Source organism: Streptomyces montanus (genome assembly GCF_005786655.1).
Classification (GTDB): domain Bacteria; phylum Actinomycetota; class Actinomycetes; order Streptomycetales; family Streptomycetaceae; genus Streptomyces; species Streptomyces sporangiiformans.
The window spans coordinates 1-14,917 of record NZ_VBZC01000004.1 but is presented as its reverse complement, the minus strand read 5'-3'; the positions used below and the strand labels follow the sequence as shown (position 1 = coordinate 14,917).

Annotated in this window: 14 protein-coding genes; 10 read left to right on the top strand and 4 right to left on the bottom strand. The window is 71.1% G+C overall.

Annotated features, from left to right (window positions below; genetic code table 11):
* Positions 1-12 precede the first annotated feature (12 nt).
* Entirely contained in the window at positions 13-495 is a 483-nt protein-coding gene (locus FE633_RS04045; RefSeq protein WP_138043680.1) for a GNAT family N-acetyltransferase, read from the top strand.
* 25 nt (positions 496-520) lie between these two features.
* Positions 521-1,342 (top strand): serine hydrolase domain-containing protein, encoded by an 822-nt coding sequence (locus FE633_RS04040; protein ID WP_138043865.1) that lies wholly within the window; start codon positions 521-523, stop codon positions 1,340-1,342.
* Positions 1,343-1,500: 158 nt separating this feature from the next.
* Here the strand turns inward: FE633_RS04040 and FE633_RS04035 are convergent, their stop codons facing one another.
* Positions 1,501-2,154 carry a pirin family protein gene (locus tag FE633_RS04035; protein ID WP_138043864.1) on the bottom strand — a complete coding sequence of 218 codons (654 nt, stop codon included), beginning with the start codon at positions 2,152-2,154 and terminating at the stop codon, positions 1,501-1,503.
* Positions 2,155-2,215: 61 nt separating this feature from the next.
* On the opposite strand from FE633_RS04035, the gene fasR reads away from it, so the two are divergent.
* The 5 genes from fasR to FE633_RS04010 all read left to right on the top strand — a co-directional run bounded on the left by fasR (position 2,216) and on the right by FE633_RS04010 (position 7,226).
* Complete coding sequence (gene fasR, locus FE633_RS04030) at positions 2,216-3,421, top strand: fatty acid biosynthesis transcriptional regulator FasR (RefSeq protein WP_138043679.1); 1,206 nt, start codon at positions 2,216-2,218, stop codon at positions 3,419-3,421.
* Positions 3,422-3,510: 89 nt separating this feature from the next.
* Positions 3,511-4,449: an ACP S-malonyltransferase gene (locus FE633_RS04025; RefSeq protein WP_138043678.1), complete on the top strand. Its 939-nt coding sequence runs from the start codon at positions 3,511-3,513 to the stop codon at positions 4,447-4,449.
* Between the two features lie 16 nt (positions 4,450-4,465).
* Positions 4,466-5,497 carry a ketoacyl-ACP synthase III gene (locus FE633_RS04020; protein WP_138043677.1) on the top strand — a complete coding sequence of 344 codons (1,032 nt, stop codon included), beginning with the start codon at positions 4,466-4,468 and terminating at the stop codon, positions 5,495-5,497.
* A 102-nt stretch (positions 5,498-5,599) separates the two neighbouring features.
* Complete coding sequence (locus FE633_RS04015; RefSeq protein ID WP_119106693.1) at positions 5,600-5,848, top strand: acyl carrier protein; 249 nt, start codon at positions 5,600-5,602, stop codon at positions 5,846-5,848.
* Positions 5,849-5,954: 106 nt separating this feature from the next.
* Positions 5,955-7,226 (top strand): beta-ketoacyl-[acyl-carrier-protein] synthase family protein, encoded by a 1,272-nt coding sequence (locus FE633_RS04010; RefSeq protein WP_138043676.1) that lies wholly within the window; start codon positions 5,955-5,957, stop codon positions 7,224-7,226.
* A gap of 94 nt (positions 7,227-7,320) precedes the next feature.
* Here FE633_RS04010 and FE633_RS04005 read toward each other — a convergent pair whose 3' ends face one another.
* Positions 7,321-7,815, bottom strand: a complete 495-nt coding sequence (locus tag FE633_RS04005) for a DUF3145 domain-containing protein (protein ID WP_138043675.1) — start codon at positions 7,813-7,815, stop codon at positions 7,321-7,323.
* A gap of 267 nt (positions 7,816-8,082) precedes the next feature.
* Here FE633_RS04005 and FE633_RS04000 point away from each other — a divergent pair, with 267 nt between their 5' ends.
* A complete protein-coding gene (locus tag FE633_RS04000; protein WP_138043674.1) occupies positions 8,083-8,994 on the top strand; it encodes an SGNH/GDSL hydrolase family protein in 912 nt (303 codons plus the stop codon).
* A gap of 189 nt (positions 8,995-9,183) precedes the next feature.
* On the opposite strand, the gene FE633_RS03995 is transcribed toward FE633_RS04000, so the two are convergent.
* Positions 9,184-11,643, bottom strand: a complete 2,460-nt coding sequence (locus FE633_RS03995) for a glycoside hydrolase family 3 protein (RefSeq protein WP_138043673.1) — start codon at positions 11,641-11,643, stop codon at positions 9,184-9,186.
* A gap of 113 nt (positions 11,644-11,756) precedes the next feature.
* Here FE633_RS03995 and FE633_RS03990 point away from each other — a divergent pair, with 113 nt between their 5' ends.
* Both FE633_RS03990 and FE633_RS03980 read left to right on the top strand, forming a co-directional pair.
* Complete coding sequence (locus FE633_RS03990) at positions 11,757-12,353, top strand: TetR/AcrR family transcriptional regulator (protein WP_138043863.1); 597 nt, start codon at positions 11,757-11,759, stop codon at positions 12,351-12,353.
* A 276-nt stretch (positions 12,354-12,629) separates the two neighbouring features.
* Entirely contained in the window at positions 12,630-13,892 is a 1,263-nt protein-coding gene (locus FE633_RS03980) for a pyroglutamyl-peptidase I (protein ID WP_138043672.1), read from the top strand.
* Here the strand turns inward: FE633_RS03980 and FE633_RS03975 are convergent.
* Positions 13,882-14,679: an EI24 domain-containing protein gene (locus FE633_RS03975; RefSeq protein WP_138043671.1), complete on the bottom strand. Its 798-nt coding sequence runs from the start codon at positions 14,677-14,679 to the stop codon at positions 13,882-13,884. The two genes, FE633_RS03980 and FE633_RS03975, sit on opposite strands and share 11 nt — an antisense overlap.
* Positions 14,680-14,917: the final 238 nt, after the last annotated feature.

The window sequence follows — 14,917 nt, the reverse complement described above, 5'->3', positions numbered from 1 at the left end:
ACCGTGCGGCGCATGAGTGTCGTACGCCGTGCCACGCCCCAAGACGCCGAGGAACTGCTCCGGTTGCGCCAGGTGATGATCGACTCGGTCTTCACGACGGACTCGTCCTCGAACGCGTCCACCGACTGGCACGCCGAGTCCCTGCCGACCGTACGCCGCCGACTCGCCGATTCCGACGGGGGCTTCGCCGCCTTCGTGATCGACCACCCGTCGCGTCCCGGCGCGCTCGCGGCGCTGGTGGCCGGGACCATCGAGTACCGGATCGGGCGGGCCGGGAACCCCCACGGGTCCGTCGGGTACGTGTTCAGCGTCGCCACCGACCCGGACGTGCGGCGCCGCGGTTACGCCCGCGCCTGTATGCGCACGCTCCTGGACTGGTTCCGGGAGAAGGGCGTCCCGCACGTCGACCTCAACGCCTCCGTCGAGGCCGAGCCGCTGTACGCGTCCCTGGGCTTCGTCCGCAAGCCGGACCCCTCGATGCGGCTGAAGCTCTGAGCCGCATAGGCTCGTATGCATGTCCTTGCCCTTCCAGAGCCTGGTGCTGATCGAGAACTGGCCCGTCCCCCACGCGGCCGCGGCCGTCGTGCGCGCGGACGGCACGCTGCTCGGGGCGCACGGGCCCACCGGGCAGCGGTTCGCGCTCGCCTCGGTCACCAAGCCGCTCGCGGCGTACGCGGTGCTGGTCGCGTACGAGGAGGGCGCGATCGAGCTCGACGAACCGGCCGGGCCCGAGGGCTCGACCGTCCGGCATCTCCTCGCGCACACCAGCGGGCTCGCCTTCGACGAGCACCGGGTGACGGCGGCGCCCGGGCTGCGGCGGCTGTACTCCAACGCCGGGTTCGAGCAGCTCGGGGACCATGTGGCGAAGGCGACGGAGATTCCGTTCGCGGAGTATCTGCGGCAGGCGGTGCTCGAACCGCTCGGGATGACGGCGACGACGCTGGACGGGTCCCCCGCCAAGGACGGTGTCTCGACCGTCGACGACCTGGTCCGCTTCGCGGCCGAGGTGCAGGCGCCGCGGCTGCTCGATCCGCGGACGGTTGCCGAGGCGATGACGGTGCAGTACCCGGGGACGAAGGGCGTCCTGCCCGGGTACGGGCACCAGAACCCCAACGACTGGGGGCTCGGTTTCGAGATCCGTGACGCCAAGTCGCCTCACTGGACGGGGGGTTCGTCCTCGCCGCGGACGTTCGGGCACTTCGGGCAGTCCGGTACGTTCCTGTGGATCGACCCGGTCGCGGGCGCGGCCTGCGTGGCCCTGACGGACCGGGCGTTCGGGCCGTGGGCGGTCGAGGCGTGGCCGCCGTTCACGGACGCGGTGCTCTCCGAGATCCGCGCCTGAGTCCGGCCTCAGGGTTTCCTCGCCCCCGCCGCCCCTACCCGTCCCATCCCTGGGGGCTGCGCCCCCAGACCCCCCTTATCGGCCTTGCGGCCTCGTCCTCAAACGCCGGACGGGCTGATCAATGCCGGCCCGGGCTCGAAAATCCAGCCCCGCCGCCCCTACCCGGACATCTCCCACAGCAGCAGCTCCGCCGGAGAGTGAGCCACCGCCTCCAAGTCCCTCGCGTCCGTGATCCGTGCGGCGTCACCGGGGCCCAGACGCACACCGTCCAACCACACTTCTCCGCGCACGACATGGACGTACACGAACGAACCGTCCGGCACAGCCGTCCGCTCCCCCGCCCCCAACCGCCGCACATGCAGCATCGCCCCCGCCTCCGGCACCGCGTACGGCGTGGAGTCGGCGATGCCATGGACGATCTCGTACGCGGGATCGCCCCCCGGCTCCAGCGGCGCCAGCCACATCTGGACGAAGACCAGCGGCTCGGCGGCGTCGTTGCGTTCGACGTGGCGGACGCCGCCCGCCGAGCTGAGGCGCTGCACGTCCCCGGGCCGGACCACCGACTCGTGGCCCGCCGAGTCGCGATGCGTCAGCTCGCCCGAGACGACCCAGGTCACGATCTCGGTGTGGCTGTGCGGATGCTCGTCGAAGCCGGCGCCGGGCGCGAGCCGCTCCTCGTTGCAGGCGATGACCGCGCCGAAACGGAGGTTGTCCGGGTCGTAGTGGGGCCCGAAGGAGAAGGCATGCAGGGACTCGATCCCGGCCGCCCGGTCGCCTCCGCGGTAGCGCGCGTCGGCGCGCCGTACGTCCATCACAGAGCCCACGGTAGACCCGCCGCCGCACACGCCCGTCCGGATAAGGCAGTCTTGTCCCGTGCCCGAACCCGAAGCCAGCAACGCCGAACGCCCAGCGCATAGCGTCCACGCACACTCCGCGACCCTGAAACGGCTGGAGAAGTCCTCCGGAAGTCTCGCCGCGCAGGCCATCGCGCGCATGGACGAGACGCTGCCGTGGTACCGGGCGATGCCCCCGGAGAACCGGTCCTGGATCGGTCTGGTCGCCCAGGCCGGTATCGCCGCTTTCACCGAGTGGTTCCGGCATCCCGACGCGCCTCAGGCCATCTCCACCGACGTCTTCGGCACCGCTCCCCGCGAGCTGACCAGGGCGATCACCCTGCGCCAGACCGTGGAGATGGTACGGACGACCATCGAGGTGATGGAGAGCGCGATCGACGAGGTCGCGGCTCCCGGTGACGAATCGGTACTCCGCGAGGCACTGCTCGTCTACGCCCGCGAGATCGCCTTCGCCACCGCCCAGGTGTACGCGCAGGCCGCCGAGGCACGCGGCGCCTGGGACGCCCGGCTGGAGTCCCTGGTCGTCAATGCCGTTCTGTCCGGTGAGGCCGACGAGGGGGCCGTGTCGCGTGCCGCCGCCCTTGGCTGGAATTCGCCGGAACATGTGTGCGTGGTGCTGGGCACGGCTCCCGACGGTGACAGTGAGCTGACGGTCGAGGCCATCCGCCGGGCCGCCCGACACGCCAAGCTCCAGGTGCTGACCGGTGTGCTCGGCGACCGGCTCGTCGTCATCGCCGGTGGCAGTGACAATCCGCTGGCGGTCGCCAAGTCGCTGATCGGGCCGTACGCCGCCGGGCCCGTCGTCGCCGGGCCGGTGGTGCCCGACCTGCTGGCGGCGACCCGGTCCGCGCAGGCCGCGGCCGCCGGGCTGAAGGCGTGTTTCGCCTGGCAGGACGCCCCGCGGCCGGTGCTGGCGGACGATCTGCTGCCGGAGCGCGCGATCGCCGGCGACCCCTCGGCGCGCGAGCAGTTGGTGGAGGAGATCTACAGACCGCTGGAGGAAGCCGGGTCCGCGCTCCTGGAGACCCTGAGCGTCTATCTGGAACAGGCGAGCAGTCTCGAAGGCGCCGCCAGGATGCTCTTCGTTCACCCCAACACCGTGCGCTACCGGCTTCGACGTGTGACTGACGTCACCGGCTGGTCGCCATCCGATGTACGCTCCGCCTTCACGCTGCGAATCGCGCTGATCCTGGGGCGTCTGGCCGATGGAGATCCTCAACTCTAGGTTTTTGTCGGGGCCCTACAATTCCCCTTCCTGTTCTTCGTCCTTGTCCCCACGGGCGGCCGAAGCCGTCCACAAGAGAGAGTGTGAGAGTGCTCGTACTCGTCGCTCCCGGCCAGGGCGCCCAGACGCCCGGCTTCCTGACCCCTTGGCTTGAACTCCCCGGTGCCGCCGACCGCCTTGCCGCGTGGTCGGACGCCATCGGACTCGACCTGGCCCACTACGGCACGCAGGCCGACGCGGACGAGATCCGTGACACGGCGGTGGCGCAGCCGCTGCTCGTCGCGGCCGGAATCCTGTCCGCGTCCGCCCTGGGCGAGGTGGCACCGGGTGCCGTCGCGGGCCACAGCGTCGGCGAGATCACCGCCGCCGCCTTCGCGGGCGTCCTCGACGACACGGCCGCCCTGACTCTGGTCCGCAAGCGGGGCCTGGCCATGGCCGACGCCGCCGCGATCACGCAGACCGGCATGTCGGCGCTGCTCGGCGGCGAGCCGGAGACGGTCGTGCCGCACCTGGAGAAGCTGGAGCTGACTCCGGCGAACGTGAACGGGGCGGGCCAGATCGTGGCCGCCGGCACCATGGAGCAACTGGCCGCGCTGGAGGCGGAGAAGCCCGACGGCGTACGACGTGTCGTGGCCCTGAAGGTCGCCGGCGCTTTCCACACGCACCACATGGCTCCCGCGGTCGACACCCTCCGGTCGGCCGCCGCCGAGCTGACGCCGGCCGACCCCCGCGTCACGTATGTCTCGAACAAGGACGGCCAGGCCGTCGCGACCGGCGCCGAGGTGCTGTCGCGGCTGGTCGGGCAGGTCGCCAACCCGGTCCGCTGGGACCTGTGCATGCAGACCTTCAAGGAACTGGGCGTGACCGCGCTCATCGAGGTGTGCCCCGGCGGCACGCTGACCGGTCTCGCCAAGCGCGCGCTACCCGGCGTCAAGACGCTGGCGCTCAAGACCCCTGACGATCTCGACGCTGCCCGCGAGCTCATCGCCGAGGCGTCGACACCTGCCGCTGACGCGGCGGGCGCCTGACAAGGAGCGCGAGAGCATGTCGAAGATCAGGCCCAGCAAGGGCGCCCCGTACGCACGGATCCTGGGCGTGGGCGGCTACCGCCCCACCCGGGTCGTGCCGAACGAGGTGATCCTCGAGACGATCGACTCGTCCGACGAGTGGATCCGCTCGCGCTCCGGCATCGAGACCCGGCACTGGGCCTCCGACGAGGAGACGGTCGCCGCGATGTCGATCGAGGCTTCCGGCAAGGCGATCGCCGACGCCGGGATCACGGCCGAGCAGATCGGTGCCGTGGTCGTCTCCACCGTCTCGCACTTCAGCCAGACTCCGGCCGTGGCCACCGAGATCGCCGACAAGCTCGGCACCGACAAGGCCGCCGCCTTCGACATCTCGGCGGGCTGCGCGGGCTTCGGCTACGGCCTCACACTCGCCAAGGGCATGGTCGTCGAGGGCTCGGCGGAGTACGTACTCGTCATCGGCGTCGAGCGCCTGTCCGACCTGACCGACCTGGAGGACCGCGCGACGGCCTTCCTGTTCGGCGACGGCGCGGGCGCGGTCGTCGTGGGCCCCTCCCCGGAGCCGCACATCGGCCCGACCGTCTGGGGTTCCGAGGGCGACAAGGCCGGCACGATCAAGCAGACCGTGCCGTGGGACCGTTTCCGGATCGGCGACGTGTCCCAACTGCCCCTCGACTCCAAGGGCGAGATCAAGTTCCCTGCGATCACGCAGGAGGGCCAGGCGGTGTTCCGCTGGGCCGTGTTCGAGATGGCGAAGGTCGCCCAGCAGGCGCTGGACGCGGCCGGAGTCACCGCGGACGACCTGGACGTCTTCATTCCCCACCAGGCCAACGAGCGGATCATCGACTCGATGGTGAAGACGCTGAAACTGCCGGAGCACGTCACGGTCGCCCGCGATGTGCGCACCACCGGCAACACCTCGGCCGCCTCGATCCCGCTCGCGATGGAGCGGCTCCTGGCGACCGGCGAGGCGAAGAGCGGCGACACCGCGCTCGTCATCGGCTTCGGGGCGGGTCTCGTGTACGCCGCGACGGTCGTTACCCTCCCCTAGGCACTCCGTGCCGGATCTTCGGGTCCGGTGCGGGCCCTGCAACACCTGCCGCTGACGCGGCGGGCGCCACACCCTCTGGATATCTACAAAGGAGCGCCTCACATGGCCGCCACGCAGGAAGAGATCGTCGCCGGACTCGCCGACATCGTGAACGAGATCGCCGGGATCCCCACCGAGGACGTCCAGCTGGACAAGTCCTTCACCGACGACCTGGACGTCGACTCGCTGTCCATGGTCGAGGTCGTCGTCGCCGCCGAAGAGCGCTTCGACGTGAAGATCCCGGACGACGACGTCAAGAACCTCAAGACCGTCGGCGACGCGACCGAATACATCCTCAAGCACCAGGGCTGAGCACCCCTCCGCCCGGGCGCTGCAGTCCCCGCCACCCGGCGGTGGCGCCGTTGTCCCCGCCTCCGCGGGGGTTGTCCTCCTCGTATCCGTTGGAGAAAGAATTCCCGTGAACTCGACCAATCGCACCGTGGTCGTCACCGGTATCGGCGCAACCACACCGCTGGGTGGCGACGCGGCCTCGACCTGGGAGGGCCTGATCGCCGGACGTTCCGGTGTCCGCCCTCTGGAGCAGGATTGGGCCGCCGAGCAGGCGGTCCGTATCGCGGCGCAGATCGCCGTGGAGCCGGGTGAGGTCATCCCTCGCCCGCAGGCCCGCCGCCTGGACCGCTCGGCGCAGTTCGCGCTGATCGCGGCCAAGGAGGCCTGGGCGGACGCCGGTTACACCGACAAGGCGGGCGAGGGCGCGGACGTCGACCCGGGTCGGCTGGGCGCGGTCATCGCCTCCGGCATCGGCGGCGTCACCACCCTGCTCGACCAGTACGACGTGCTCAAGGAGAAGGGCGTACGCCGGGTCTCCCCGCACACCGTGCCGATGCTGATGCCGAACGGCCCGTCCGCCAACGTGGGTTTGGCGGTGGGCGCCCGCGCGGGCGTGCACACCCCGGTCTCCGCCTGCGCGTCGGGCGCCGAGGCCATCGGCTACGCGATCGAGATGATCCGCACGGGCCGCGCCGACGTCGTCGTCGCCGGTGGCACGGAAGCGGCCATCCACCCGCTGCCGATCGCCGCGTTCGGCAACATGATGGCGATGTCCAAGAACAACGACGACCCGCAGGGTGCCTCGCGTCCCTACGACACCGGGCGCGACGGCTTCGTCCTCGGTGAGGGCGCCGGCGTCATCGTCCTGGAGTCGGCCGAGCACGCCGCCCGGCGCGGTGCCCGCGTCTACGCGGAGGCGGTCGGCCAGGGCATCTCCGCCGACAGCCACGACATCGTGCAGCCGGAGCCCGAGGGACAGGGCATCTCGCACGCGCTGCAGAACCTGCTCGACAACACCGATCTGGACCCGGCCGAGATCGTGCACGTCAACGCGCACGCCACCTCGACCCCGGCCGGCGACATCGCCGAACTGAAGGCGCTGCGCAAGGTCTTCGGCGACGACACCGACCACTTCGCGGTCTCCGGCACCAAGTCGATGACCGGTCACCTCCTCGGTGGCGCGGGCGGCGTGGAGTCGGTCGCGACGGTGCTCGCCCTGTACCACCGGGTGGCTCCGCCGACCATCAACGTCGAGAACCTGGACCCGGAGGCCGAGGCCAACGCCGACGTCGTCCGCGGCGAGGCGCGCAAGCTTCCCGTCGAGGGCCGTATCGCCGCGCTGAACGACTCGTTCGGCTTCGGCGGGCACAACGTGGTACTGGCGTTCCGTACTGTTTGATGCGCCTGAACCGGCGTCTACGACGACGGCACACCGCCTACGACGAAGGCCCACCCGATACACCGGGTGGGCCTTCGTCGTTGCGTGGGCGGCTTCAGACGACCTGGTGGAGCCAGCGCACCGGAGCACCCTCGCCCGCGTACCGGAAGGGCTCCAGCTCGTCGTCCCAGGGCTTGCCCAGCAGCTTGGTGAGTTCGGACTCCAGGTCCGTCTCGCCGCTCTGGGAGCGGGCGAGGGCGGCGCGCAGCCGGTCCTCGGGGATGAGGATGTCGCCGTGGATGCCCGTCACGGCGTGGAAGATGCCCAGGTCAGGGGTGCAGCTGTAGCGCTCGCCCTCGGCCGCGGCGCACGGCTCGGCGGTGACCTCGAAGCGCAGCATCTGCCAGCCGCGCAGCGCGGAGGCGAGCTTGGAGGCGGTGCCGGCCTCGCCCTGCCAGGAGAACTCGGACCGCCATGTGCCCGGAGAGGCGGGCTGCCGGATCCAGTCGAGGTTGACGCGTGTGCCGAGCACACCCGCGATGGCCCATTCGACGTGCGGGCACAGCGCGCGCGGCGCGGAGTGCAGGTAGAGAACTCCACGTGTCGTCACTGGGACCTCCGGGCAAGGGGGACATCTTGTAACTTAGCGGAACGTCTGTGGCAGGGCGGCCACGGGGCGAGGCTACCGTGCGACGGCGCAAGGAGTGTGACGTACCGTCGGTCCAAGCGCCGGGAAACCCGGAGGTTTCACCCGGCGGGACGCGTGCCGGGCACCCAGCCGGGCGCTCGGGAGTTGTCCTGGCGGACAAACACAGCCATCCAGGGGGACGCCACGGCGGGTGCCTGCCGTTGCACGACGAGCGAGGGGATCTTGGGGATGTGGAAGCGCGGCCACCGTTCACGCACCGTCGTCGCGACCGCGGCGGCGGTGCTGCTGGGTGTCGCCGGGTGGGCCGCGTGCGACGCGAGCGGCGGCAACGCCCCAGGCCCGCAGGGCAGCTCCACATCGTCGAAACCGTCCCCGAAGCCCACTCCCACCTGGGACCGCAGCCCTCGCTCGCTGGCGGCGGTCGGTGACTCCATCACGCGTGGCTTCGACGCGTGTTCGGTCCTGGCCGACTGCCCCGAGTCGTCCTGGGCGACCGGCAGTGACGCGCAGGTCAACAGCCTCGCGGTGCGGCTGCTCGGAAAGACCGGGGCGGCCCGGCGCAGTTGGAACTACGCGGTGTCCGGCTCCCGGATGGCCGACCTGCCCGGCCAGATGGCACAGGCGGCGACGCGGAAGCCGGAGCTGGTCACGGTGATGGCCGGCGCCAATGACGCCTGCCGTGCGTCGGTGTCCGCGATGACATCGGTGTCGGACTTCCGCGCCCAGTTCGAGGACGCGATGACCACGCTGCGCGAGGCGCTGCCCAAGACACAGGTGTATGTGTCGAGCGTGCCCGACCTGAAGCGGCTGTGGTCCGAGGGGCGGACCAACGAGCTCGGCAAGCAGATCTGGAAGCTGGGCATCTGTCCGTCGATGCTGGGCGACGCGGACGCCCTGGACTCGGCGGCGAAGCTACGGCGCGACACGGTGCAGGACCGCGTGGAGGCGTACAACGAGGTGCTGGAAGAGGTGTGCGAGAAGGACCTGCGTTGCCGCTTCGACGGCGGGGCGGTCTTCGACTTCCGCTTCGGCACCGCGCAGTTGAGCCACTGGGACTGGTTCCACCCGAGCAAGAACGGACAGGCACGGCTCGCGGAGATGGCGTACCGCGCGGTCACGGCGACAAAGCCGTCCGACTGACGAGTCGTTCCGCCCCCGCCGCCCCTGGGTGGCTCGGCCGCGCCCCTAAAGGGGCGCGGGGAACTGCGCGACCAGCCACGCCCAACCCGCACCCGAGACCCCCCCCCGGGTCGAAGGGGCGGAGCCCCTTGGGATGGGACGGGTAGGGGCGGCGGGGGCGGAAAAAGCCGCGAGTGTCCCGGCGCCCGGTCAGACGGTGATCGTCGCCGTGACGCGGCGGTCCGCGATCGAGCAGCCGGCCTGCACCTCGTACGCACCCTTCACGAACGCCCACGCGTTCGAGGTCTCGTCCCAGATCTCGAAGGCGCGGCGCGGGAGTTCGACCGTGACCTCGGCGCTCTCGCCGGGGCCGGCCTCGACACCGGCGAAACCGGCGAGCCGACGGGCAGGCCGCTCGGCGTCGGCGTCCGTCGGCGCGAGGTAGACCTGGACGACCTCGCGGCCCGCACGCGCACCGGAGTTGGTGACGCGGACGGTGACCGTGGTGCCCTCGACCTCGATCGAGTCGTACGTCCAGTCCGTGTAGCCGAGTCCGTGCCCGAAGGCGTACGAGGGCGTCCTGCCCTCCTTCTCCCAGGCGCTGTAGCCGATGAACACGCCCTCGCCGTAGTCGAGACGGCCGTCGGCCGGGGTGACCTGAGTGACCGGGGCCTCCTCGAACGTGCCCCAGGTGGTGGGCAGCCGGCCGCCCGGCTCGTGCGCGCCGGTGAGCACATCGGCGAGGGCGTCGCCGCCTTCCTGGCCGGGGAACCAGCCGAGCAGCACGGCGGCGACCTCGTCGCGCCAAGGGAGTTCCACCGGGGAGCCGGAGTTCACGACCACGACGGTGTTCGGGTTGGCGGCGGCGACCGCGCGGACCAGGTCGTCCTGGCGGCCGGGGAGCCGGAGGTCCGACCGGTCGAAGCCCTCGGACTCGACGCGCTCGGTGGTGGCGACCACGACGACCGCGGTGTCGGCGGCGCGGGCGGTCTCGACGGCCTCGGCGATCAGCTCGTCGGGGTCGCGCTGCGGTTCCTGGTGGGCGAGCGTGAAGCCGATGACCGGCATGGGGATGTTCTCGGGGAGGGAGACGACGTGAGTGAGGGAGACGTCGACCGGCTCGCCCGCGAGCAGTTCGACCTGGGCGTGGGGCGTGGGAGCCCGGAAGAGCCCCTCGAAGCGGTCGTCGGTCTCGGGGCGCTGGACGTCGTCGAAGTACGTCGTGCCGCCGATCGTGAGCGCGAACGCGCCCAGGCCCTTGATGCCGAAGGTGTGAGGGCCGCTCACGCGCGGGGTGTAGGTGCCGGTCAGCTCGACCGTGTGCAGGGTGGCATGGGTGACGCCCTCGGGCAGGTCGTCGCCCATCCACTGGATGTGGCCGCCTGGAGCGGAGCCGGTGCCGATGACGTCGCCGTCCGCGTTCCGGCAGACGGCGCGCAGCTCGAACCCCTTGTCGGCGACGGCGAGTTCCTCGTTCGGGTCGGCGCCGAGCGCGTAGGTCAGGGTGCCTTCGGGCAGGGCGGCGGTGAGTCCGTCGAGCGGTGAGACGATCCGGGCGGGGAAGACGATGGCGGAGCCGCCGCCGAGGACGCGGGCGTCGCGGGCCGCGGCGCCGATGAGGGCCACCTTGTGCCCGGCGGGCAGCGGGAGGGCGCCTTCGTTGCGGACGAGGACGAAGGAGCGGCGGGCGATCTCCCGGGCCAGCGCCTCGCCGTCGATGTTCCCGGGCAGTTCGGTCACGACCGGTTCGGCGCCCTCCAGGATCCCGACGCGGGCGGCGAGGCGCAGCACGTTCCGTACCGCCGCGTCGACCTTCGCCTCCTCGACCTGGCCGTCCCGTACGGCCCTCGCGAGCGCGTCGCCGTACACGGTCCGCGGGCCGGGCATCGCGATGTCCAGGCCGCCCTCGACGGCGCCGGTGGTCGACCGGGCGGCCGTCCAGTCGGAGACGTTGATGCCGTCGAAGCCCCATTCGCCGCGCAGCACTTCGTTGACGAGGTGGTGGTGCTCGGTCATCGTCGTGCCGTTGACCGAGTTGTAGGCGGTCATGATGCCCCAGGGGTGGGCGCCGGCGACGATGGTCTCGAAGGGGGCCAGGTAGAGCTCGCGCAGGGCGCGTTCGGAGACCACGTTGTTCACCGTGAAGCGTTCGGTCTCGGCGTCGTTCGCCACGAAGTGCTTGACCGTGGTGCCGACGCCGCCTTCCTGTACGCCGCTGACGTACTCGGAACCGATCCGCCCGGTCAGATACGGGTCCTCGCTGTACGCCTCGAAGTGGCGCCCGCCGAGCGGGGAGCGGTGGAGGTTGACGGTGGGCGCGAGGAGGACGTGGACGCCCTTGCGGCGGGCCTCCTGCGCGAGGAGTGTGCCGGCGCGGCGGGCCAGGGCCGGGTCCCAGGTGGCGGCGAGCGCGGTCGGGGACGGCAGTGCGATGGACGGGTCGTCGGCGGTCCAGCGCACGCCCCGTACACCGATCGGGCCGTCGGACATGACCAGGGACTTCAGTCCGATCTCGGGCAGTGCGGGCAGGGACCACATGTTCTGTCCCGCGAGCAGCCGCGCTTTGGCGTCCAGGTCGAGTGCGCCGAGCGCGGCCTCGACCACCGCTTCGCGCGCCTGGTCGGCCGGGGTGAGGGGGGTTCCCCCTGCGCGAGCAGAGCTTCCTGCCATCGCGGTGCCTCCTCGTTGAAGTCCGTTGCGTCCCGCCATCCTGCATCGCTCACCAGTAGATCGGTAGGTTTGGTTATATTTCCGTGACGTACGGTCCTCTGGCCGTCGCACGCATGTCGTACGGTGACGTCATGACGACCAGGGCGATCAGAAGCGCGGAGCGGCGTGCGGAGATTCTCCGGGCGGCCCTTGAGGTGATCGCCGAGCGCGGCTACCGGGGGGCGAGCCTGGCCGCGGTCGCGGAGCGGGTGGGGCTCACCCAGCAGGGGCTGCTGCACTACTTCCCCACCAAGGAGGCGCTGCTCGTCGCCGTGCTGGCCGAGCGCGACAAGTGGGACGCGATGCCGGACTCCCAATGGCGGCTCGATCTGCTCGCCTCGCTCACCGAGTACAACGCGATGCGACCCGGCATCGTGCAGACCTTCTCGGCGCTGCTCGGCGAGAGCGTCACGGAGGAACATCCGGCGCGCGAGTTCTTCACCCAGCGGTACGAGGCCGTGCGCGCGACCATGGCGCAGGTGCTGCGCGCCGAGTACGGGGAACGGCTGCCGAGCGGGCTCACGCCGGAACGGGCCGCTCCCCTGCTCGTCGCGGTGATGGACGGGCTGCAGTACCAGTGGCTGCTGGCGCCGGAGGACGTGGACATGCCCGGGGCGTTCCGGGACTTCCTCACGCTGCTCGGCGAAGCACCTGGCGTCAGCGAGGACTGACCGCGGCGACGACCTCGACCTCGATCTGCGCCTCCGGCTTGAACAGGCGCGGCACCTCCAAGGTCATGCTACGAACTTCACCACCTCCTGATCCCGGCGCTCGCCGCCGAGTCCGTACGCCCCGACATCACTGAGCCACTGCCGCCACATGATCGCCGGGGGCACGTACCTGACGTCCCGTGACGTTCGATGGCGTCCCATGGCGTACGTCCCTCCCGTCACGCGATACTTCGGCCACACCAGCGTTCCCAGCGTGACGGAAGGACCTGAACTCCCTTGACACACCTACGTGTTCGGATCGGAACCCTCGGGCTGGCGGCTCTGCTGGCAGGCCTCGCCGCGCCGCCCGCCATGGCGGCCGGGTCGCCCTCGGCCGCGCTCACCGTGGAGGAAGAGCGCCTCGACAAGGCGGCCCCCCAGGAGATCCTCCGCCGCTCCGGATTCGACAGGGTGGCGCCGGAGTTCACGCGGGCACTGAGCGAGGCACGCTCGTACGCGCAGGCCGAGCAGGTGGTCGTGCGGCACGGCGCGCGGCTGTGGCGGCACGCGGTCGACCGCGCCCAGGGCCGGGGCCCGGCAGGTGGCGACCTCGCCAGGGACGACGATCGTCCGCTGTACTGGTCGCGGCTCGGTATGACCCGTGCGGTGCGCCAGTGGGAGCCGGAGTTCGGCCTGACACAGGCCCGACGCACCAAGCTGCTCGCCTCACTGGAGCGGACCTCGCGGGGCCAGGACGGCATTCGCTACCCGCACGGCAAAGGCGTCAAGCGGATCCTCGTCACCGGCTTCGACCCGTTCACGCTTGACCGCGACATCCGAATATCCAACCCCTCCGGTGCCACGGCGCTCGCTCTCGACGGCACCGTCATCGAGACGGCGGATGGCCCCGCGCGCATCGAGACGGCCGTGTTCCCGGTGCGGTGGCAGGACTTCGCGGACGGCACGGTGGAGCGCACGCTGCGACCGCACCTGCCCCGCGTGGATCTGTTCACGACGGTCAGCCAGGGACGGGTGGGCCGCTTCGACGTCGAGCGCACCAACGGTGCGTGGCGGGGCGGCTTCCCGGACAACGAGAACCTCTCCGTCACCGGGACCATCCCGGTGACCGAGCCGGGCTCGCAGCCGCAGTGGACGTCGACGACGTTGCCGTACAAGGAGATCGTGGCCGCGAGTACGGGGCGCTTCCCGGTGTACGACAACACGGAGGTGACCGAGATCCCCGCGGGCGGCACCGAGCCCGTGACACGGCCCGACGGCCCGACTCCGGGCTCGACGGCACGGGCCGGAGGCGGCGGGAACTACCTCTCCAACGAGATCGCGTACCGTGCGACGCTGCTGCGTGACCGGCTCGGCCTGCGCGGATCGCTGCCCGGCGGGCATGTGCACACGCCGGTGCTCCAGTTCGGCACGGGGAACACGGACCCGGCGACGGGTACGGTCACGGACGCGCAGTTCGTCCAGAACCGGCTGGACATCATCGCGCAGGTGCGCTCGATCCTGACGGTGGCCGCGGGCGCGTCCTCGAAGGTCACCGAGTGACGCTGTCGTCCTGGACCTGACCCTCGTCCTCAGCCTCTCCGGTCTGCTCGCCCAGCAGGTCGCGGGCCATCAGCGTGGCACCCGCGACCGCGCCGGGCATCAGGAAGACGGCGACGAACGGGACGAGGAAGGCGACACCCAGGGGTGTGCCGAAGCCCCAGATCAGGGTCTTGCGGGAGCGCAGCAGGGTGAGGCGTTCGCGGAGTTCGACACGGCGGCGCTGCATCGCGACGGCCGTCAGCTCCTCGGTGAGGAAGAACCCGGTGACGAGGAAGCCGATCACCGGGACGACGGTCTGGCCGACGAACGGGATGAACCCGAGTCCGAAGAGCAGCACGCCCCACACCGCGGCCCTGACGACGATCCGGAGGCTGTCCCTCGCGGAGATCAGCAGTTCCCGCCACAGGGGCAGTCCCGACTCGGGCGCCGTCCCGTCCGGGGAGACGTCCCGGTCGACCTTCTCGGAGAGGTTCTCGTAGAAGGGCTGGCCGATGAGGAGGGTCACGGCGGTGAAGGTGACCACGGCGAGGAGCAGGGCGAGGGCGAAGAGGACGACCGTCAGGAACCCGCGGAAGAGGCCGAGCCAGGGGTCGTCCCAGCTGTCGGCGAACGGCGTGGCCCAGGTGACGAAGTCCGCGCCCCACAGGGCCAGGGCGGTCAGTGCGGCGGCATACAACACGAGGGTGATCAGTCCGGGAATCAGCCCGACCCCGAACTGCTTCCCGTGCCGGGCCACCCACCGCTGCCCCTGCACCAAGTAGCCGAACCCCAAGCCAAGATCACCCATGGGTGCAGCTTATCGGTGGGCGGTTTCTCTTTCCCCAACCCCACCCCTTCCCGAAACGGGGGCTCCGCCCCCCAAGCCCCCCGGGTCGTACGTTGGCTGCGGGTCGTTGGTGGCTGGTCGCGCAGTTCCCCGCGCCCCTGAAAAGAAGGGGGCACCCACGCTTTTAGGGGCGCGGGGAACTGCGCAACCGGCCACAACCGGCCCGCAGCCGAGATACGACGTCCGGGGTCTGGGGCGA

What these genes read in the sequence shown, in the direction of transcription:
- FE633_RS04045 (WP_138043680.1), top strand. Translation starts at nt 13, where the DNA reads ATGAGTGTCGTACGCCGTGCCACGCCCCAAGACGCCGAGGAACTGCTC.
- FE633_RS04035 (WP_138043864.1), bottom strand. Translation starts at nt 2,154, where the DNA reads ATGGACGTACGGCGCGCCGACGCGCGCTACCGCGGAGGCGACCGGGCG.
- FE633_RS04020 (WP_138043677.1), top strand. Translation starts at nt 4,466, where the DNA reads ATGTCGAAGATCAGGCCCAGCAAGGGCGCCCCGTACGCACGGATCCTG.
- FE633_RS04015 (WP_119106693.1), top strand. Translation starts at nt 5,600, where the DNA reads ATGGCCGCCACGCAGGAAGAGATCGTCGCCGGACTCGCCGACATCGTG.
- FE633_RS04000 (WP_138043674.1), top strand. Translation starts at nt 8,083, where the DNA reads ATGTGGAAGCGCGGCCACCGTTCACGCACCGTCGTCGCGACCGCGGCG.
- FE633_RS03995 (WP_138043673.1), bottom strand. Translation starts at nt 11,643, where the DNA reads ATGGCAGGAAGCTCTGCTCGCGCAGGGGGAACCCCCCTCACCCCGGCC.
- FE633_RS03990 (WP_138043863.1), top strand. Translation starts at nt 11,757, where the DNA reads ATGTCGTACGGTGACGTCATGACGACCAGGGCGATCAGAAGCGCGGAG.
- FE633_RS03975 (WP_138043671.1), bottom strand. Translation starts at nt 14,679, where the DNA reads ATGGGTGATCTTGGCTTGGGGTTCGGCTACTTGGTGCAGGGGCAGCGG.